The organism is Vibrio sp. SCSIO 43140, assembly GCF_023716585.1.
GTDB classification, from domain to species: Bacteria; Pseudomonadota; Gammaproteobacteria; order Enterobacterales; family Vibrionaceae; genus Vibrio; species Vibrio maritimus_B.
In genome coordinates, this window is the sequence record NZ_CP071850.1 from 997,413 (window position 1) to 1,018,029 (window position 20,617).

Annotated in this window: 19 protein-coding genes, 1 other RNA gene and 1 pseudogene; 15 read left to right on the top strand and 6 right to left on the bottom strand. The window is 42.3% G+C overall.

The features are described 5' to 3' along the window. Positions 1-44: 44 nt before the first annotated feature. The gene (tesB, locus tag J4N45_RS04795) at positions 45-905 is read right to left on the bottom strand and encodes an acyl-CoA thioesterase II (RefSeq protein ID WP_042474523.1); all 861 of its coding nucleotides are present in this window, start codon (positions 903-905) and stop codon (positions 45-47) included. A gap of 225 nt (positions 906-1,130) precedes the next feature. On the opposite strand from tesB, the gene J4N45_RS04800 reads away from it, so the two are divergent. After that, positions 1,131-1,583, top strand: coding sequence for a YbaY family lipoprotein (locus tag J4N45_RS04800; RefSeq protein ID WP_252013822.1), 453 nt, complete (start codon positions 1,131-1,133; stop codon positions 1,581-1,583). A gap of 18 nt (positions 1,584-1,601) precedes the next feature. Here J4N45_RS04800 and J4N45_RS04805 read toward each other — a convergent pair whose 3' ends face one another. Next, the gene (locus J4N45_RS04805) at positions 1,602-1,904 is read right to left on the bottom strand and encodes an MGMT family protein (RefSeq protein ID WP_252013823.1); all 303 of its coding nucleotides are present in this window, start codon (positions 1,902-1,904) and stop codon (positions 1,602-1,604) included. Positions 1,905-1,955: 51 nt separating this feature from the next. Here J4N45_RS04805 and J4N45_RS04810 point away from each other — a divergent pair, with 51 nt between their 5' ends. From J4N45_RS04810 to J4N45_RS04830, 5 genes are all read left to right on the top strand, one after another. Further along, positions 1,956-2,696 carry a VP0952 family biofilm-associated protein gene (locus J4N45_RS04810; RefSeq protein WP_042474204.1) on the top strand — a complete coding sequence of 247 codons (741 nt, stop codon included), beginning with the start codon at positions 1,956-1,958 and terminating at the stop codon, positions 2,694-2,696. Positions 2,697-2,913: 217 nt separating this feature from the next. Next, an RNA gene (gene ffs / locus J4N45_RS04815) (signal recognition particle sRNA small type) lies at positions 2,914-3,010 on the top strand. A gap of 121 nt (positions 3,011-3,131) precedes the next feature. After that, a complete protein-coding gene (locus J4N45_RS04820; protein WP_252013824.1) occupies positions 3,132-3,758 on the top strand; it encodes a TnsA endonuclease N-terminal domain-containing protein in 627 nt (208 codons plus the stop codon). A gap of 70 nt (positions 3,759-3,828) precedes the next feature. Beyond that, entirely contained in the window at positions 3,829-5,676 is a 1,848-nt protein-coding gene (locus J4N45_RS04825) for an integrase catalytic domain-containing protein (protein WP_252013825.1), read from the top strand. Then, positions 5,646-6,662 carry a TniB family NTP-binding protein gene (locus J4N45_RS04830; protein WP_252013826.1) on the top strand — a complete coding sequence of 339 codons (1,017 nt, stop codon included), beginning with the start codon at positions 5,646-5,648 and terminating at the stop codon, positions 6,660-6,662. The genes J4N45_RS04825 and J4N45_RS04830 overlap by 31 nt, the downstream gene beginning before the upstream one ends. Positions 6,663-6,681: 19 nt before the next feature. Here J4N45_RS04830 and J4N45_RS04835 read toward each other — a convergent pair whose 3' ends face one another. Continuing rightward, complete coding sequence (locus J4N45_RS04835) at positions 6,682-6,990, bottom strand: helix-turn-helix domain-containing protein (RefSeq protein ID WP_252013828.1); 309 nt, start codon at positions 6,988-6,990, stop codon at positions 6,682-6,684. A gap of 89 nt (positions 6,991-7,079) precedes the next feature. Between J4N45_RS04835 and J4N45_RS04840 the strand changes: the two genes are divergently transcribed. Further along, positions 7,080-7,640, top strand: coding sequence for a VspR family transcription factor (locus J4N45_RS04840; protein ID WP_252013830.1), 561 nt, complete (start codon positions 7,080-7,082; stop codon positions 7,638-7,640). Continuing rightward, positions 7,634-9,016 carry a DEAD/DEAH box helicase gene (locus J4N45_RS04845; protein WP_252013832.1) on the top strand — a complete coding sequence of 461 codons (1,383 nt, stop codon included), beginning with the start codon at positions 7,634-7,636 and terminating at the stop codon, positions 9,014-9,016. The genes J4N45_RS04840 and J4N45_RS04845 overlap by 7 nt, the downstream gene beginning before the upstream one ends. Before the next feature lie 434 nt (positions 9,017-9,450). Here J4N45_RS04845 and J4N45_RS04850 read toward each other — a convergent pair whose 3' ends face one another. Together J4N45_RS04850 and J4N45_RS04855 are read right to left on the bottom strand one after the other, a co-directional pair. Further along, complete coding sequence (locus J4N45_RS04850; RefSeq protein WP_252013833.1) at positions 9,451-9,825, bottom strand: hypothetical protein; 375 nt, start codon at positions 9,823-9,825, stop codon at positions 9,451-9,453. Between the two features lie 462 nt (positions 9,826-10,287). Then, positions 10,288-10,629 carry a hypothetical protein gene (locus J4N45_RS04855; RefSeq protein ID WP_252013835.1) on the bottom strand — a complete coding sequence of 114 codons (342 nt, stop codon included), beginning with the start codon at positions 10,627-10,629 and terminating at the stop codon, positions 10,288-10,290. A gap of 578 nt (positions 10,630-11,207) precedes the next feature. Here J4N45_RS04855 and J4N45_RS04860 point away from each other — a divergent pair. After that, complete coding sequence (locus J4N45_RS04860; RefSeq protein ID WP_252013837.1) at positions 11,208-12,401, top strand: helix-turn-helix domain-containing protein; 1,194 nt, start codon at positions 11,208-11,210, stop codon at positions 12,399-12,401. 64 nt (positions 12,402-12,465) lie between these two features. Here J4N45_RS04860 and J4N45_RS04865 read toward each other — a convergent pair. Next, positions 12,466-12,663, bottom strand: a pseudogene (locus J4N45_RS04865) (integrase); the annotation flags it as partial. A gap of 446 nt (positions 12,664-13,109) precedes the next feature. Here J4N45_RS04865 and J4N45_RS04870 point away from each other — a divergent pair. From J4N45_RS04870 to J4N45_RS04895, 6 genes are all read left to right on the top strand, one after another. Continuing rightward, on the top strand, positions 13,110-14,321 hold the full coding sequence (locus J4N45_RS04870; RefSeq protein WP_252013839.1) for a TniQ family protein: 1,212 nt from the start codon (positions 13,110-13,112) through the stop codon (positions 14,319-14,321). Positions 14,322-14,323: 2 nt separating this feature from the next. After that, on the top strand, positions 14,324-16,411 hold the full coding sequence (locus tag J4N45_RS04875; RefSeq protein WP_252013841.1) for a type I-F CRISPR-associated protein Csy2: 2,088 nt from the start codon (positions 14,324-14,326) through the stop codon (positions 16,409-16,411). A 6-nt stretch (positions 16,412-16,417) separates the two neighbouring features. Further along, positions 16,418-17,455 carry a type I-F CRISPR-associated protein Csy3 gene (csy3, locus tag J4N45_RS04880; protein WP_252013843.1) on the top strand — a complete coding sequence of 346 codons (1,038 nt, stop codon included), beginning with the start codon at positions 16,418-16,420 and terminating at the stop codon, positions 17,453-17,455. A 7-nt stretch (positions 17,456-17,462) separates the two neighbouring features. Further along, complete coding sequence (cas6f, locus tag J4N45_RS04885) at positions 17,463-18,065, top strand: type I-F CRISPR-associated endoribonuclease Cas6/Csy4 (RefSeq protein WP_252013844.1); 603 nt, start codon at positions 17,463-17,465, stop codon at positions 18,063-18,065. A gap of 868 nt (positions 18,066-18,933) precedes the next feature. Then, entirely contained in the window at positions 18,934-19,191 is a 258-nt protein-coding gene (locus J4N45_RS04890; protein WP_252013845.1) for a hypothetical protein, read from the top strand. A gap of 144 nt (positions 19,192-19,335) precedes the next feature. Beyond that, entirely contained in the window at positions 19,336-19,914 is a 579-nt protein-coding gene (locus J4N45_RS04895; protein ID WP_252013847.1) for a hypothetical protein, read from the top strand. Positions 19,915-20,617: the final 703 nt, after the last annotated feature.

Here is a 20,617-nt window from a genome sequence, read left to right on the forward strand (position 1 = left end):
TCAATCGACGATAAGGCGTTTATTCAGTAAATCGTTGATAAGGCTCAGTCGTTAAAGCGCAGCACACCTTCTTGCGATGTCGATGCTACGAGTTCACCTTTTTGATTATAGATTTCACCTCTTACTAAGCCACGTGAGTTACTCGCATTCGGGCTGTCGATGGCATAAAGCAGCCATTCGTTGGTGTTCACAGGGCGGTGGAACCACATTGAGTGATCGATAGTTGCCATTTGGAACTTAGGCGCAAAAATGGATACACCATGCGGATGGAGTGCCGTCGTTAAGAAGCGCCAGTCAGAGGCATAGCCAAGCACGTACTGGTGAATTAGCTCGTTATTTGGCACTTCACCGTTTGCTCGAATCCAAAGGTATTGCTTTGGCTCAATCTTCTCAGGTTTCAACGGGTTGACCACATGAACTGGGCGAACTTCAATCGCCTCCTCACTGCAGAATACTTCACGGATTTGCTCTGGCAAAAAGTCAGCAATACGCATTGCTAACTCAGACTCCGAAGCAAAGTTCTCCGGTCCAGGGACTTCTGGCATGGTATTTTGGTGCTCAAAGCCTGGCGCTTCACAGTGGTAGCTCGCAGTGAGATAGAAAATAGGGCGTCCGTTTTGAATCGCTTTGACGCGTCGTGTGCTAAAGCTTCGTCCATCTCTTAGGTTCTCGACATCATAGATGATTGGCTTTAGAGGATCGCCAGGATAGAGAAAGTAGCTGTGGAAAGAGTGTACCGTGCGGTCTTCTTCTACCGTATAGCGAGCTGCCGACAATGCCTGACCGATAACCTGACCACCATAGACTTGTGGTAAGCCTAAGTGTTGGCTCTGGCCTCTAAACAGTCCTTGTTCTAATTGCTCCAATTGCAAAAGTTCGAGTAGTTCAGTTAATGGTTTGCTCATAGATGGATCTTTTCTGTGGGTCTCAATGGGCAAAGTGTGGATTTTACTGATGGATTCGTCAAGCAATTGCTTTTGTAGGAATTCAGTGGTTTTTTCCGCAAAACTCATAGGGAACATCTACGAGTTTCATGAAATCTGTTATCTTTTATTGCATAACCTAGTCTGCGGTTTAACAAACATGATGCAGACCGAATACTCTGTAACTGCTTTATCAAGTGAGGCTTCATGAAATTACTACAAATCGGTGCAATGGCGATGGTGTTGGGCTTAGTGGGTTGCCAAACCGCTCCTCAATCGACAGAAAGTGCTACCCCCGCGAGTGAGCAAACTGAGATGAAAGAGACGATGGCAGCGGTAAAAGGCACAATTGCTTACCGTGAACGCATCGCGTTACCTGCTGATGCGGTAGTTACGGTGAAACTGCAAGATGTATCGCTTCAAGATGTTGCAGCAAAGGTGATTAGTGAGCAGACCTTTACCACAGATGGTGCGCAGGTTCCTTTTGATTTCGAGCTGAGCTATGACACAAAAGACATTAATCCTAAGCATACCTACAGTGTGAGCGCGCGCATTGAAGTGGCTGGTAAGCTGCGCTTTATCTCAGATACCTCTTACCCAGTTATCACGGATACAAACAACACAGAGCAGGTTAACCTTCTGCTAGTGGGCGTAAGATAATTGACCGAGTTGGCAGCTTTACGGCTGCCAACCGAACTCTTTCAAGCGCACGCGCCCCTTCACTGAAAACTCGACACCTTCTTCCATTAAGATCGATCTCTGTCTCAAAAACGAATCTCCCTTAAGAGAGATTTCTCCTTTACCGTTGATGACGCGGTGCCAGGGTAGGCTGCTCCCGTCAGGCAAGCCACCAAGCGCTTTACCAACGTGTCTTGCATAGCCTGGATAGCCGGCCATTTTCGCAATTTGACCGTAAGTTGCTACTTTTCCGAATGGAATTTGGTGAATTACTGCAAAGATTTGCGCCTTAAATTGATCCATACTGAAACTGTCCTAGTTCATTTTTGCCACGGAAAGGTATTTGGGGGAGCTATGGTATTTTCGGTGTTTCAATTCATAATCACAAGCTTACTGGCCATGATTTGTGCCAGAACGATAGGTGTCACTGAAGGCGACATTCCCGTACTTGCGGTGATGATTCCTGCGCTATGGATATTGCCTCAGGGTGGTGTTGCAGGGCTGATGCTGCTCGCATCCATGGTCGTTTACGGTCTCACGCTTCCTCTGCAATCTATCGCTATGTCGGTGGCGGTCTGGATACTAATACCCGTCTTCATGGTCGCGTTCTCTAAGCGCAGTAATATCTGGATAGTCAGCATCGTCGGGCTTATCGTCCTTACGCTCAATGTTGGGATTATGCTGACCCAATCTGCAGGTAAACTTGGTGGCACGCCGATGGTGACGCTCGTACAGGCATTCTCGGTCTTTGTTGCTTGGTACGCTGCGAAAAACTGGAAGGGTTCGACCGAGCACAGCTGGTGGTCACTGTTCTTAATCTTACCAATATGGGCTGCTGGTCTGCCATACGCAGCGCTAATCTCGCTTTGCATGACAGGCATGCTCGCATCCATGGAAAGTCTGGGCAGGCTTAAAACCTTTAAATGGAACAAGCTGCTTTGCTGGACACTTCCAACGGTTGGCTTTGCTGCGATAGTGGTGGTGCCTACCATCGATGTTCCTAAGCCAGTCTTTGTGGTTTGGCTATGCCTACTTGGCACGGCGTGGATGACCGACTACATCTTAAACATCGATGATGAGCAACAAGAGACCTAACCTCTAATAATGTGTGAAAGCAGAAGAGATAAACGCGCTCAACAGCCTTGCAACCGCAGGAATGTTGGGCGCTTTGATTAATCTGTAAGCACTTAACAGATAAAGCAAACAGTTTTCCTCGCTACCCCTTGCATTCAGCGCCGCGATACCAGATAATCCTCACACGCTTTGCAGCAGTGACCCTTCACTTAGGCAACAGCAAAAAAATCTATGGAGGTCTTGGTCCTCTCGCAACAATAGCTCGTGAACTCGGTCAGGTCCGGAAGGAAGCAGCCGCAGCGAGTGACTTGTGTGCCGGGATGTGGCTGAGGTCTCCACCCATTAAATGTTGTTTAAAGCATAACTTGTCCCAATAAAACCATAACTTGTCCTTTTAAAAACCATAAAGTGTCCTAAGCTTACTTTGGTTGTTTTGTTACAACAAAAGGGACGCATATGTATATTCGTAATCTTCGCAAGCCATCGCCTAATAAGAACATCTACAAATTCTCGAGTCTCAAAAACAGAGATGCTGTCATGTGTGAGGGTAGTCTGGAGAGAGACTGCTGCTATCATTTCGAATATGATCCAGATGTAGTTCACTACGAATCTCAGCCAGAGGGCTTCTACTATGACTTCCATGGGAAAAAGCGCCCTTACACTCCTGATTTCCTAGCCACCTATATAGACGGTACATTCAAGTATGTGGAAGTCAAACCACATTCGAAAACGTTATCAAAGACATTTAAACAAGAATTTGCTGCTCGCAAAGAGGCTGCCAATCGAAGAGGATTTGGTCTTGTTTTGGTGACTGATAAGCAAATTAGAGATGGGTACTTTCTCAAAAACTCAGAGTTAGTACATCGGTATAGTGGATGTATCGAAGGCGATGAGCTTGCATTCAAAGTGCATTCGTATCTGATTTCACAGGAAACAATGAAAATCAGTGATTTAGCCGTCTCAATTGGAGAGTCCGTCGGCCTGGTGTTCGCTTCTGTTTTAAGACTGATTGCAGTAGGAAAAGCCGGTGTTGATCTAGATATCGCAATGTTGAGTGGAAGTACAACTGTTTCGGTGAGATGAAATGGTTGGGCGATTCCATGACGAGTTCGAGCCCGAGTACAACGAAGATTCTGAAATAAAGCATGAGCTTTTGCCTGAAACTCAGACAGAACGTCTTAAGTATTCGAGGTTACAGTCGACAAAGATCATTGAGCGAGACCTCTCTTCATATCCTGAGGAGCAGAAGAGCAAAGCGCTCGAAAGATATAAATTGCTATGCTTAGTTGCGAATGAACTTAGCGGAGGTTGGACTCCTAAAAATCTCAACCCTCTAATTGAAAAACATTTTTCCAAAACACGTCTTACCAAGAAACCTAGCTATAAATCACTGCAACGATGGCATAACTCATTTATTGACTCGAATGGAAGTTTTACTAGCTTGGTCGATAAAAACCACCTTAAAGGTAACAGAGAAGCCAGAGTTATTGGCGATGAAAAATACTATGATGAAGCTCTGAAGATGTTTTTAGACGCTAGGCGACAGTCGATTAGAGCGGCATTCATCTTCTACAGCGATAGGATTACTGTAGCTAACGATAAGATAGTCGTCGGAAAAATACCGAAAGTCTCATATGAAGCATTTAAGAATCGTATTCGTAAAGAGGAGCCATACAGCGTCGCGCTCGCTCGGCACGGTAAATACTACGCAGATAAGCTCTATAACTATTATCAATCTGTGGATATGCCGACTCGAGTTTTGGAACGAGTTGAAATGGATCACACCCCCTTGGATTTGATTTTATTGCATGATGACCTCATGGTGCCGTTGGGTAGAGCACATTTGACACTGCTCGTAGATGTTTTTAGTGGGTGCATAATCGGCTTTCATCTAGGCTTTAAAGCTCCTAGTTATGTGTCGGCATCCAGAGCCGTTATTCATGCGACAAAAAGTAAGAGCTACATTTCTGAAATGCCTATTTCATTCAACAATGAATGGCTTTGCGAGGGGAAAATAGAGAACTTGGTGGTCGACAACGGTGCGGAGTTTTGGTCAAAAAGCTGGGAGGATGCATGCTTGGAGGTTGGGATAAATGTCGTTTATAACAAGGTTCGCAAACCATGGTTAAAGCCATTTGTTGAACGTAAATTTGGTGAAATTGTTCAAGGGATTGTTGGCTGGGTGCCGGGTAAAACATTCTCTAACGTGCTGGAAAAAGAAGACTACAAACCAGAAAAAGATGCAGTCATGCGTTTTGGTACTTTCGTAGAAGAGTTCCACCGTTGGATAGTAGACGTGCACAATGTTAATGCTGATAGTCGTCATAAAAGAATACCAAACCTTTACTGGAAGCAAAGCTATGACGTTTTACCACCATTAAAACTCTTACCCGATCAGGAGCAAGCATTTAGCGTAGTTATGGGGATTCTTCAGCATCGAAAGCTGACTGACAAAGGCATTAAGTTCATGCATATAGACTATGACTGTGTAGCGTTGTCTGATTATAGGAAGACGTACCCCCAAACAAAAGAGTCGTTGAAAAAGAAAATAAAAGTAGATCCAGATGATTTATCCGCTATCTACGTATACCTCGAGGAGCTTAAAGGATATGTGAAGGTTCCAAGTAAGGATCCAATTGGTTACACCGTTAGATTGAGCGTTTGCGAGCACGAAAAGATTTTGGCGGCTCATAGAACCTATATAAAAGGCGAAATGGATGTACTGTCATTAGCAAAAGCTCGACTAGCTCTGCATGACCGAATTGAGTCAGAACAAGCAGACTTAATGAAGTTAACGCATTCTGAACGCAAACGAAAAACGAAATCGACCAAGAAAGTTGCAGAGATATCCAGTGTTAACAGCGATACCCCTCACTCCAAGCTGAGTGATAGAGCGTCAAAATCACGCTTTAGTATCTCAGAGCCGGAAACCAATTCTCAAACAACTCCGCTAGAGAACTTTAGGTCTAAATGGAACGAGCGCAAAAACCGGAGGGAATAGTTGTGACCACAGTGAGAAGGAATTTGGAGCGGGATGAAGTTTTAGCAAACTATCATGACTCTTTTTCAATTTACCCAGAGGTTGAAAAAGTCCTCTCTGGACTCGAGTGGATAATGAGACGCAGGAAGTTTGGCACTTTTGCGCCATCAATGCTTCTGACAGCTGGCACCGGTGCAGGAAAGACAGCCACAATTAATCATTTTATCGAGAAAAACTTATCAAGGAATGAAGTTCTTATTACTCGTGTAAGACCCACGTTACTTGAGACTTTACTATGGATGGCCAAAGAACTTGGAGCTTATAGATATAGCAGAGCTAAGCCTTCAGAGATCGGATTAACGGATTGTGTGATTGAAACATCGAAAAGAGTTGGGCTTAAATTATTAGTGATTGAGGAGTGCCAAGAGTTGTTTGAACGAACCAGTCATAACCAGAGGCAGGATATTAGAGACCGTCTCAAAATGATTAGTGATGAGTGTCATTTGCCGATTGTGTTTGTAGGACTTCATAGTGCTGGGCTAATTTTAGAAGACTCTCAGTGGAATAGGCGAATTATGGTTCGACGCACACTCCCTTACATTAAGATCACAGATGAGCCTGCAATTGACAATTATTTAGATGTTTTAGATGCTCTCGAAAAGGCAGTGCCTTTAAGATTCAAGGTGCCGTTGACAGACGTTGATTTCGCAATGAGATTGTTATCGGCAAGCAAAGGTGTACTTGGTGAGATTAAAGAGTTAATTGCAGCCGCACTAGAGGTCGCTTTGGAGAAAAAGAAGGACTGTATTGACGAGGAGGACTTTGCTGCTGTTTACGAGAAAATTAACGATCCCAATGATACAAATCCTTTCACTGTGCAGATAGATGCTCTAACTATAGAGCAAATAGCTTCTTATGAAAATTATGTTACCGATGCCGAGACTGGTGAACTTTGCTTTGTAAAGCAGGTGTTTAGCAAATTATCGATACAGCAACTTGTTGGTTAGTGAACTATCTTGCTTAGAGTTAACTAGGTTGTGTCAGTTTTTCTAATAGGGTCGCCTTCTCTTTATCACTCAGTTTATCAATCGCACACGCCAACTCAGCACTTAACTCATTCCTACAAAAAAAGTAATTCAGCGGCACATTTAACTCTTCAGCCATGCGTTCAAGCGTACCAATGTCCGGCACGTGCCTACCTTTCTCATAATGGTTCATTCGTCCACTAGCAGAGCTTGGTTCCATACCTATTTTCACCCCTAAATCTTTTTGGGTGATCTTGGCTTTTTTACGCGCAGCTTTGAGCCTCGCTGGGATTGGGTTGTCTTTTTGCACTTAGACATTTCTTGTCAACCTTTCGATAACTTAGATTGTCTAAGTTTTACTGATTTTTGTATACTTAGCAATCCTAAGTTTTTATGCGTATGAATGATCAAATGACACAGCCCCAAAAAATCAATGCCTACATGTTTAACCTACTGATAAAAAAAGAGATGGATAACTTTTCGGTAACAGAGGCAAGAGATGCTTTGATGGACCTAAGCGAAGAATTTAAAAACCAACAGGAAGCTAGGAAGTATGTCTATCGGCAAATTTTGGCGTTTGAGCGCAAAGGTTGGCTAATCTCCAAGGGGCACAATAGATCGAAAAAGTATCGAAAAACTGAGCTGATGAAATCTCTCTTTTTGACTCCGCGTAAGCTAAATAGTGATTTAAATGAAGTCGTAGCCGCACCAAGTACACTAGAACACGTTGATTTGAGGGTTTTGCAAAAAGAGAAAAGTAAATACGAAGGTGAGCTTGCTATTGTGCTCAGTGAAGTCGAAGAGTATCAATCTTTGATGGAACGATTTCCGAAGAAAAAAGATATGTTTCTGACCATGTTTACTGAAAGTAAGGAGTATTCAGCTAAGTTGTTGGGCAAGATTAATGCCTTGTCTAAGGTTCTATTGGTATCCAAAACAGAAGGCTCATTCTCATGCTGAGGCTGTGGCAGGAAGAGTGTGTTGCCGCTGCACTCGAAAAGTATAAGGTTTCAACAAGGCACTTTTTTTGCCAAGCAACGCCCGGTGCCGGTAAAACGGTGATGGCAGCTGAACTGACGAAGTGCTTGATTCAAGAGGACAAAATTGACCTTGTTCTCTGTTTCTCTCCATCTTCCATCGTCGCACTTGGAATTAAAGAGACGTTTGCTAGGCATTTAAATTGTTCTTTTGATGGTGGTATGGGAGCTATGGGCGCTTCCTATACGTACCAGTCTATCCGTTTTTTAGATGATGCTTTTTGGAACACCATAAGAAAGTATCGCGTCTTGGGTGTTTTTGACGAGATCCATCACTGTTCATTTGATGACGAAGGTCGTTCAAATGCTTGGGGTGAGCAAGTTATCACAAAGATACAAGGCCTTGCTCGATATACATTGGCATTATCGGGGACCCCATGGCGTTCAGATAGCGTACCTATAGCGATGGCGGAGTATACCGACCCCGACGGTTGTTTGCTTTGCGATTATCAATACGATTTAAGACGTGCAGTACAAGAGAGAGTATGCCGTGCTCCCAAGATTGTCTTGGTAGACAGCGAGCAACTTTCACTAACGGAGGGTACCGAAGTTAAAAAGTACGCATCTATTCTGGAAATGCTCAAGCAATCAAATGCTTCCTACCGCAGTGTGATTCAAAACGAGTCAGCGATGACCCACTTACTCGAACTAGGCGTTAATAAGCTGAATGAGATTCGACAAAGCTCTCCAGAGGCAGGTGGGCTTATCGTCGCTGCATCTGTACATCATGCTAAGACTATTCAATCACTATTGATCCAACATTTTGGTCAATCAGCGAGTATCGTAACGTACCAGCATGAGAACCCGTTGGAGGAGATAGAGGTTTTTCGACACTCCAATACTCAATGGATTGTCAGTGTCGGAATGATAAGCGAAGGTACAGATATACCGAGGTTGCAAGTTTGCTGTCATCTGAGCGCAGTAAAAACCGAGTTGTATTTTAGGCAAGTGTTGGGGCGAATCTTGAGAGTGAATAAGTCTTCAAACCAAGAAGCTTGGTTGTATACCTTTGCCGAAGAAAAGCTAATAGGGTTCGCTGAGCGAATTGAGCAAGACATCCCAGAGACATGTTTATATTTAAAACAACATACTAAGGAGTTAAGTGACTTCACGGGTGAAGCAAAAGTTAGCGTGAGTGAACGTACAAGTAAGACTCTATATAAAACCTCCGGTTTCTATCTGAACTGGCACGACTCGGAAGCACAATCAGTTGGACTATCGAATTCAACTCTGTTGCAGGAAGAACTGAAGCTTGGTCATTTCAAGCAACGTGTTATTTCGGCGTTTTTTGATAGTTAAAGTAAGCCTTTTTTCTGAAGATAGCAGCACTGTGCTTGATAAAACAACATCTGCTGCAATAACCAAGTTTTCTATCAGATGCCAGTCGTCACTAACGGCAGTAAACGGCTACTGAAAAATGGATTCAAAACTCTCTTTAGCGGTAGCCCCAGCAATATTACCATGGACTTGTTGCTGCCATTTAATATAAAACTCTACAGATATCAACCTGTTATGTGAGTCGGCAGATAGTTGCGGGGTCGAATTACGGAAAAATTTCGTTTAAGAGAACAAATTACGGATTAGATTAACTTGATCTATTGTTGCACTGGTCAGGTGTTCCGTTTACAGGTTCTGTGAAGTTTGGGGCATGTTCGTTTTACATACCCCTTCAGTAAACCTATTGACATAAGTTTGCAGTGACATGATACGCACTTGTAGGTGCATAAATTGAATTAATTAAATGCCACCCTCCGAATAAAATGGTTACTTGACGCGTAACTTCCATTGATAAATGTACTCACACCGACAGTTGTGCTTTCTAATACGACATAGAGCTTCACTAAAGGTCTGCTTTGATTACTTGAGGACAGGTTTTCTAGAAATAAACTATTACCTACACTCGAAGCTCTGAATAACTTTTCTTTGTAGATTAGGTTGGTGTCTAATGTATAGTCCTCAACTTCATCAGTATCGCCAACGGTAACAATAGCTAATATTCGTTCCGGAAAGACGAGGCACGTCCGTCTACTTTTCATTAGCTTTTCTGTAATTATGCTTCCGCGTGAAACACTGGTCTCATAAACGCCATCTTCGACTTGTTCTTCCATATCCTAGCCTCCTTATTATGTTGCACTCAAATATCCAACTTAGTACATTTCGCATTTCAATATGTGATAAGGCTCATCTTATACACAAAACACAAATTCAATGGTGTAGTAATACGGTGAATTTGGTCACCTAAATTTAGATGATACTGATTGAATGATTTTAGCTCAGGCTAATTAGTAGAAAAACAAGAGAGATGTTCTTCGAACCTAAATAACTTTGGAGCAAAGATTAGTTAGCATAGGTCTCGCTGGCACACAGATGGACAAAGATATGTTGACTAAAACGGTTTAATAACCTTTGTCAAGTGAACTGACAGTGTAAAAATGGTGAACGTTTTTGAAATCAATCAGACGATAGTATCTACCAATAATAGGCATAAGCAATCGTGCCAGTTACACCTCAACTAGCACGAGAAAATAGATAAATGACATTGAATAAACCTTTCGCAAAAGACTAGTCTACTATGAGGAGCAAGTGCATATTTCCATAGGTGAACCACAATTAGGGCAAGGCTTGTCTGTTTCACCAATAACGTCCAGAGCACTTTTGGCCTGATTAGGTGGATATACAGGTATATGATTAACCCCGGTACTATGGAAGCCGTCAAAAAACTTCATTCCTTCTGGCGGGTTTAAAGCGATATTTTTTGCGTATTCTACAGTTTGTAAGCCACTAAAGTAAGTCTCACTTGCACACTCCATATCCTCAGAACCGTCTGAGGATACTAGTTTTTGAAGTAAGACAGAGAACAATGTATCCACTTGTTTAGCATATGCATTTTCAACTGCGGTTTGATAGTTCATGTTACCTCCTTGCTTTTAGGAAAGGTGGCGACTGTTTAATACTTGTCGTCCTACATAATAACCTTAGCATTTAAGTGGATTAAATTTGAGAAACTAATCACATACCCGTAACTTTATCGTACATGATCAATAAGCGAGATTTTGGTTAGGTCCGACTTACCAGAGACCACACTGATATAAAATAGTGGGTCAATTCAACTTATGTGATTTGTAAGATTGAGCATAGTTAGCAAGGAATGGGGTAAAGGCATGTTTGCCGGGATCGACGTCAGCACGTCCTTAGATACTTCCAAGTTGCACTTTGCCTAATTTAGTAAAGCATGAATTAACTGAAGTGTGGCAACTTGCTTAGTTGAGCGTCCAGTATCACAGGTGCAGATCGAACCGCAGCAATTGATGAATCTTACCTGAAAATGAATAACCTACTGATAAATAGAAATTATATAACATCACCTTAACTACCAAAGTCTCACTTTATACTTGAGATGTAATAAATTACGTAAAATTACGAAATTTTTGTAATTACAATTAAGAGCCCAATTGGTATTGTTTCTTCAACTTCCAAATGGAGAAACACAATGCTACATCTAACCAAAAACGACTTGATTTTGTGGGTAACCCATGCAATCGCTCATTTTGAAAGCCTTGGTAAAAAGCAAAAAGACCTCGCGCTCGCGCTCGGCATTAAAGAGACACGTTTAAGTGAAATGAAGACTGGAAAAGGGACTCTTTCTCCAAATCTGATAGAAAGGATTACTGAGCTATGTGGTGCTCCACGCAGGAATCCTGGAAGGTTCGAATATGCTGAGTTATACCCTGACCTAGATACTTTCTTTTCGAGCTTGTTACCCGTTACTGAGAATCGCTTTTACAGAAAGATCCTCACTATGCTCTCAAACTCAGATTACTTGGATGCGATAATCAACCACTGTAGTTCCAACGAGGCTGATGACTTGGAAACTCCCGTCAGCCGAGAGCAAACTATTGATAATATTAATAGCCTTATAACCAATAAAGAATTTCAAAGTGTTTGCGTTAACTATCAAAAACACCTTCTAGATTCAGGGCTATCGAGGGCATTTAAATGGGCAAATACTGCGAAACAAGGTTGGAACTCAAAAGATAAACTAACGATCGAAAATGTTACAATCTCAGACGAAAGAATTTTCCATAGTCTGTACTTAGCCTGGCGCTTAAAACAATACGTAATCGAGTATGAGTTTGGTAGCGAACGATCAATCAACATTAACCCGACTAAAGATCGAACGTCTATCGTAATGACTGGGGATCGCATATTAACATTACAATCTGAATCATCGGCTAACTATCCAATAAACAAAGAAATAGAAAAGATTTTAGGAAGTGCTAGCAGTTACAAAAATATCTACTCAAGTCATAGCCCTTTTGGAGAACAACCTATCTTTTCTCCCAGAAAACTGGAACCTAAACCAGATTGGTGGAGTGATATCAGGTGCGAGGTGTATTTAAGTGAAAATATGAATTACCACTTTTTGATTCATATGACAGCAGAAACTATGGAGTTTGAAGATCAAAATATTTTGGAGTATCCAACCGACTTGAATGATCGAGAACCAATAGTTCACCCAAATGATAGAATTGCAATTATCACCAACATTAGTTCTTTAGAATTGTACCGACATGTCGAGGAGCTCAGAAAATGGGTAGGTATGCCTAGCGACAATTTATACAAGCTTAAGCAAAAAATTGCGAAAGCAGGAGGATACGTCCCTGAGGCTATTGTTCTATTATAAGCTTAATATTAGATAGTTAGGATTAGGGACATACAGGCTTTTCAAAGATAGAGAAAAGCCTGTTTCACTGCGTTTGGCAATCTGTTTTCTCAGATAACCTCAGAGCATCCTCTAGCTCAACGCCAAGGTATCGAATTGTGTTATCTAGCTTCGAATACCCAAGTAGGATCTGTGCAGCCCTGATGTTTTTCGTTCTGGCATAGATTAAAGTGGCGTTAGTACGGCGCATGGAATGAGTTCCGCAATAGTCAGCATTCAATCCGCTTCAATGCGGCTTTGTAATCACTTTCCGATGGCCGATAACCCATTTCATTCAATTTTGCCGTATCTAGCTCATCAGCACGTGCAGTATAAGGTGTCATCCCCTCGACTAGTTTTTTTCTGATAGTCGTCTCTTGCTCATAACTCGCTTTTCCATTTAAAGATGATATTAAATTATTTATCGCATATTGAGACGATGGCTATACCGTAAGACTTGCCTTGAAACAAACCTCGGGGCAGAGGTGTGTGAAGAGTTCTTTTAGAAAAAGTAAGCTAGGCTGTGTGTCATTAGCATTCAACAACCTGACTATTATGATGGCTATGAAGATTGGTACAGCTGAGTGTGACGTACTAGATGAGGTTAACAGATTTGAAGAACTTAAATTGCTTTTTGTACAAAGACACTTAAGAATAAAACTTAGGTAATCTAAGTTTTAGCGGTGGCATATGAATACGGACATTCAGCTTTACCCTGATGAATCGCTTGAAAGCTTTCTGTTGCGCTTGAGCCAGTTTCAAGGTTATGAGCGCTACTCTGACTTCGCTGAAGATATTTGGTATGAAACATTAAACGCTCATGAAGCAATTCCCGGTTCTTTCCCGTTAGAGCTCAATCGCGTTAATACCTACCACGCTCAAACCACGAGCCAAATGCGGGTTAGAGCGCTCATCCAGCTTGAAAGGCGATTAGGCTTCAATGTGCATGGTGCACTTAGGCTTGCGTTAAATCATTCCAAATCTATATTCTCTCCGGGTTACAAAGCTGTTCACCGTTTTGGAGTCGATTACCCTTTCGTATTTCTTCGAAAGCGTTTTACACCGATCTGTCCAGATTGTTTGGCTGAAGCACCTTACATTCGTCAAAGCTGGCACTTTGTTCCTATCCAAGCTTGTGAAAAGCATCAATGTGAATTGATTGATCGCTGTCCTGAGTGCAAATCGATAATTGAATATCAAAATACCGAGAGCATCACACATTGTGAATGTGGTTTCGATCTGCGAGAAAGCGAGGTTGAAACAGCACCGTACGCGGAATTAATGACGGCAAAGTGGCTGAGTGGAGAGAATAGCTTAGAAGTAGGTTTGATGAGCAAAGCAATGACCCTATCAGAGCGATTCGGTGTTCTAGTTTGGTATTTAAATCGGTACGGTGACACAGATGATATTAGCTTTGACTCATTTGTTGATTACTGTTTAGCCTGGCCTGGTAGTCTTGGGCAAGAGCTCGATTCGTTGGTTGAAAAAGCAGACGTTATTCGAATTAAAGACTGGAGAAAGGTTTTCTTCTCAGAAGCCTTTGGTAGTGTACTGAAGGATTGTCGTCATCTACCGAGCCGAGAGTTAGGTAAAAATGTAGTCTTGACGGAAGTGCTCAATAAGCTTTCTAAGCTTGTGGCGTACAATCCAGCGTCATCGAAGGGAAACATCGCAGATGTGCTATTAAGCCCTTTAGAGGCATCTACATTGCTTTCTTGCACTACGGATGAAGTGTATAGGCTGTATGAGTTCGGAGAGATCAAGGCGGCTATCAGGCCGCGTATGCACACCAAAATAGCCAGCCATGAGTCCGCCTTCACTCTACGAAGCATTGTAGAAACAAAGTTAACTCGAATGTGCTCGGAAACCGATGGGCTTAACGTTTATTTACCGGAGTGGTAAGCATGACTAAATTAGCAGATTTGCTGGTAATCGAAGATGTTGCGGTAAAACAAACGGCAATGAAAAAATGGTTTATGCCTTACACTGCCGACGTAGAAGTTGATGGGCTTGAGGAAGAGGCTTTAACGGTACTAGCTAACCTCAGCTCTCATCATAAAGGCGATAAATGCAAGGATTGGTTAGACAAACTCCGTGCGAAGCAGCATTTGAGCGATTCAGAAAACATAGAGTCATCATTGGCAGAGTTGAAATGGTTTCACTCTCACAATTTGAAGTTTCCGGACTGCCGCGTAAGAGAGCAAAGGCTCATCGCAAAACCGCTTCCAACGGATGAAGTGTTTATTTCGGGAAGAAGTCTTGAGCCGAGTTTAGGCTGGGCACACAACTCAGCATACTACCGACATGTATTGTGGCTATTGAATCCTTTTCGTTGGCAATCCAAATCAACCAATGTTCTCACGCTGGTGCGAGAAGGACAGCCGATTTGGTTGGCGTTGTTGCAAGAATTTGGATTAGGGACCAAATCGCTCGTCGCTTTGCAAAAGGCGATTAACGCTCAAGTTCCAGATTCAACCTTTCCAACATCAGTTAGTTCGTATAGTAAGCAAATGCGATTTCCGTGTGGTGGTGATTATGTTTCCATCACGCCAGTCGTGAATAATTCAATACAGCGAGAGTTAGAAGTTCGGGCTCGTGATAAAGACAGTAAGCTTAGTTTTGTAACCTCTTCACTGCCCAACTCTGCCAGTATTGGTAGTTTGTGTGGGAGTCTTGGGGGCTTTATGAAGGTGATGAACTATCCGCTTGAGATTAAATCAGCACCACAAGGAACGCTAGCGGCAAGTCGTAGCAAAACAGGGCATTACCTTGACGACTATCAGGTGACGAATTATCGGATTTGTCAGGTGCTCAATAGGATGATTGGAGCCGAACCCCTTAAAACCAAAAAGCAAAGAGACAAAGCACGTAATGTTCAAAGTAAAATCCTAAGAAAGCAGATAGCGCTATGGATGCTGCCATTGATTGAACTGCGAGACCGAGCAGATTTAACCCCAAGCGAACAGCGTTTAGAACATGATGATCCTTTAGTCCATGATTTTTTGACGCTGTCTGAAATAGAGCTGAAATCACTCGCAACGCAATTCAACCATCGGCTTCACTATGCGTTTCAGGAGAATAAATTTACTCATAAGTTCGCCTACCACCCAAGGTTGCTACAAGTTGTTAAAGCTCAGATAGTGTGGGTACTTAGCCAACTGAGCAAACCAGGCACTAGTGATGAGACGGTCCAAAGCGAGCAATACATTTATCTTTCTTCCATGCGAGTTCAAGATGCCGTGGCGATGAGCTGCCCATATTTGTGTGGCGCACCATCACTTACGGCCATTTGGGGCTTCATGCACCACTATCAAAGAGAGTTTAATCTGTTGATAGGAAGCGACTCACAGTTTGAGTTTTCGAGCTTCTCATTTTTCATTCGAAGCGAAGATATCCAATCTACAGCAAAACTGACCGAACCGAACTCTGTTGTAACTAAGCGAACGGTTTCAAATGCCAAACGGTCGACGATCCGCAGTGAGAGTTTAGCCGATTTAGAGATAGATATGGTGATTCGAGTCAATGGTAGCGAGCGATTGTCGGACTACTTATCTGAATTAAAAGCAACGTTACCAACGGCCTTTGCGGGAGGATATTTATTTCAGCCGCAGATTTCAGCTGAAGTGAATTGGTTGACAACGTTTAGCAGCCAATCTGAACTGTTTCATACTATCAAGGGTACTCCGGCTTACGGGCGTTGGCTGTACCCTAATGAGCAGCAACCGATTAACTTTGATGAACTTGAAAAAATGATTGTCGATGATAGCGATAACATCCCTGTCTCCCTTGGTTATCATTTGTTAGAAAAACCGGCAGTCCGTGCGAACTCTATAATGGAACATCATGCCTATGCTGAGAATGCGTTAGGGATTGCGAGGCGAGTAAATCCGATTGAAGTTCGATTTGGTGGGCGAGGTCACTATTTTGAGCGAGCGTTTTGGTCGATAGAATCCAGTGGCGAAACTATTCTTATAAAAAACTCGAGGAATTAGATGCTTATGGATTTGTGTAGCCAGCTTAATTATGTTCGTTCTCTGTCCTCAGGGAAGGCGTATTTTTACTACTTATCAAAGAATGATGAGATGTGTCCTATTGGTGTTGATAGGACACGATTACGAGCACCAAAAGGAGGATATGCTGAAGCATATAATGACAGTAAATTCTCTCCTAAAAACGTGGCCCCTCAAGACTTAGCTTACGCCAACCCTCAGTATATTGAAGAGTGCTACGTTACCCCTGGGGTAGATGATATTTATTGCGCTTTTTCTCTTCGTATTCGAGCCAATTCTCTAAGCCCTGAGGTTTGCAATGATAATGGTGTTCGCGACGCGTTGCTGTCGTTGGCTGCTACCTATAAAGAGCTTAATGGCTACCAAGAGCTGGCGCACCGTTACGCCAAAAATATTTTGTCAGGTAAATGGCTGTGGCGAAATGAAGAGTGTCGAGGTTTGTCTATTGAGGTGACGACGAGCGACAAAGGAAAAATAGTGGTGGAGGATGCCACAAGGCTCTCTTGGTATGGTAAATGGGATGAATCATCTACGCAAAGCCTTGAGTTATTGACGGCTTATCTTACTCGTGCGTTGTCAGAGCGTTCTGAGTATTTCTACATGGATATTCGAGCCAAACTGTCTGTTGGATGGGGAGATGAAATATACCCGAGCCAAGAATTTCTAGACAGCAGAGAAGATGGGGTGCCGACTAAAAAATTAGCAACGGTAGAACTGCAAAATGGTAAAGAAACCGCTGCGTTTCACGGACAGAAAATTGGCGCTGCACTGCAATCAATCGATGATTGGTGGCATGAAGATGCAGACAAACCTCTACGGGTGAATGAGTATGGTGCTGATCGAGAATATGTAATTGCGAGAAGGCATGTTGCGCTAAAAAATGACTTTTATCATTTGATCAAAGACACAGAGGCTTGGACTAAAACAATGAACGAAACCCAAGTGATTCCCAATGAGGTTCACTTCATTATGTCCGTATTGGTCAAGGGTGGTCTATTCAACGGTTCAAGTGGTAAAGCTAAGTGAGGCGAGCATGAAGCAACGATATTACTTTTGTATACGCTACCTTCCATCACAGGCAGACTGTGGCCTACTTGCAGGGCGCTGTATTAGTCAAATGCACAAGTTTATGGTCAATAATAAACAGGCCATGAACCAAATAGGAGTGAATTTTCCGAGCTGGAGAGTCGATACCATTGGTAATACCATCGCTTTTGTTTCAGAAGATAAAGAGCTTTTGATTGGATTGTCTTTTCAGCCTTACTTTTCTGTTATGAAAGAAGAAAAGCTATTTGAACTATCAGCAGTGAGCAAAGCTCCAGAAGGGGCTGCTGAAGTCAGGTTTGTCAGAAATCAGACGATAGGCAAAAGCTTCATTGGTTCTAAAAAGCGAAGAATGAAACGCAGTATGATTAGAGCAGAACTAACAGGTGCTGAATCATTACCCGAGGCAGATGAAGAGCGCGAGGTTGAACATTTCCATCGAATTCCCATTTCTAGTGGCTCGTCTAGGCAGAACTTCATTTTACATGTTCAAAAAGAACGTGTTGGCGAGCGCGTCCGTGCTAGTTTTAATAGCTATGGATTCGCCACCAACCAAGATAAACGAGGAACCGTACCTGATATTCATTTTTGACCCTTTTTAAGACAAGTATTTTAGTTCTAATAAAAACAGTGAGTTAAAAAGGTGGCGTAAAAAAGGGTATTTTTGGATTTCTGTGACGTAAATATAGAACTATCAGGCGGTTATGGTCTAGAGTTTACAGTGACCTGCCGCATAGTCAGCTAAGAAACAGACAGTCGTGTAGTTTTCACCACGTACGGACGTGACCTGCCGCATAGGCAGCTAAGAATAGGTCAGGAAGAAGGCAACCTACCTGCTGAACAAGCAGTAGATAATCAAAACCATTGAGTTTCGGCTTGATGGTTTTTCTGTTAATTGCTACTGATAATTGAACTGTTTTCAAATTAAGTATCAGTAAAATGTATTGATGTTACAGAGAATGAAGTGAGTACACTTTGAGTCATAATGGACGCTGGCAATTGGTGACGGAGATATCTTTAACTCAGCAGATTACAAAAAATGCAAGAACAACGTCAGGATAACAACGAAGATAGAGCCAACGTAGGCTATCTCGACAATATGGTTATCAACCCAATTTACATAGCTTTGTAAAATCTTACTAGCCAACAGCATTACAAACTCCTAGTTAATCCAATATGGTGCTTCTGTATTATCATAGCTTGTTTGTCGAGAATAGTCTCAGCGACGTTTTGCAGGATTTAGGTAAGGCTCCAGAATGGAACATTGCTGAGGGTAACAAGAAGTAGATGGCCGAAAAAGGGCTAGTCGATGGTATGACTGCGTATTCCGTTGTTACGCAATTATAAATGAGCCTACACACTTTTGCCTCATTGCGTGTTTCAGGACAAAGCTTACGGTATAGCTGATAACTCAGTGTGCTATAAATTATCTAGTCGCATTTTGAATGGAACGACAAGCTATGAGCAAAAAACGTTTATCTGAAAAAGAACTGGTCAAGGGGATTACCCCTCATACTGCGCATAGAGACGAACTAGCGAAGGTAACATTAGATGAGTTAGGGCTTGGCATCTCTGAAAGTGATTACAGGGCCGCATTGAAGCAAGTTGAATCACTGTTTGATGCAACCGAACCAGGCACTCCTGAAGCTGACGAGCTTGAAAGGCTAGCTGCGTTGCTTGAAGAGTATGAGGAAAAGCACTTCCCTATTAATAAATAACTGCAGCGCACGTTTGCCCCTTTTTGAGTTTCAACCGTCAGCCATCTCACTTTTATTGAGCAACAATCGACATACTTTTCTTCATGCCAGTAAGATGCCTATAAAACTATATAGACGTAGCAAGCAAGAAGAAAGGCTAGTGATATGAGAGAAACAAAAGAAACCAAGTGGGCTAAAAAGGTTGCAGCAGAAATCCATAACCACCTGCAAAGTATTTCACCAAAATACGCTGCAGATGTTGCCCAAAAACTATGTTATGCCAATGAGGTACGCCAGTACAGAAATGACATAGCAGATTGCATTGAAACCAAATTCGAGACGGATATTTTAATCTACGAATGGATTGATGATGCTACGTGGACACCGAGAGTGGTAGTGGAAACGAAAGTTGATAGTGTTACAACCCATGATGCTATTACGTACAGCAAGAAAGCTCAGAACCATAGAGTAGTACACCCATTCTTGCGTTACGGAATGTTTATTGGTGGTATTGGCAACGGTGGTGTACCTGCAAGGCTCCTTCGTCACGGTGAAGCGTTTGATTTTATGATTGCTTGGAAAGACTTAGTTTCCACGAAAGAGGAAAAACAAACGCTTTTGGGAATCCTTGCTGATGAAGTAGAAACATCCAAGAGGGTCGAAAAGATACTCTATAACAACCGAAGCAAAGAGCGCCAAAAGGTTACCGCGTATCATAGACCGTTAGTTCTATTTGACGTTTAAGATAACGCATTCCATTTCATTGGTTTTTATCTATATGGTCGATTTTGTCATCTAACACGTCTTTGCCCCATTACTTGTTTTGTTCAGTATATAGGAGCATTACTAAACCTAATGAGATATACCTTTGATAAAGACTTATGCACGATAGTTCTGTATCAGCACAGCAAGGAGCGCATAAAGATATAGAGTAGCCTTCATGTATCACTAGTTGTAAGACTTCAACTCTCGAGGTATTCTTGCTGAACAACTATGGTTTGCTTCCTATGTGGATGACTTATACCCTTTTGGTCACTGGGTTTCTAGTGTTTGCTTTTGTTTGGTAGTGTTTTGCATAACCGAGAAAGACCATCGAATAGGCCCCTCTGTTGCGAGCAGTCGAGTGGTCACAATACTTCCTTTCAATTACACATGCTTTTGGAAATATGAATTATATAGTAAGGTAGATAAACTAAACTATTTCAAAATGGTGGGTGTGCTTGTGTAAGTTTAGTATGAGTACTCTCTGCATATCGTCGCTGCAAGATTCCATCACTCTCTCTATATCTCCTTCATACAATGCACTCATAGCACAAGTCACTGAGTAAGGCATCAGCTTATGAGGTGGGATTGTTCTAATATTTTTCATTTGAGTTATTTTCTGGGCAGCATGTAGAGGGTCCTTGGCTTCCACTAGTTCGTAATTAAACCAATCGGTTACACAGTA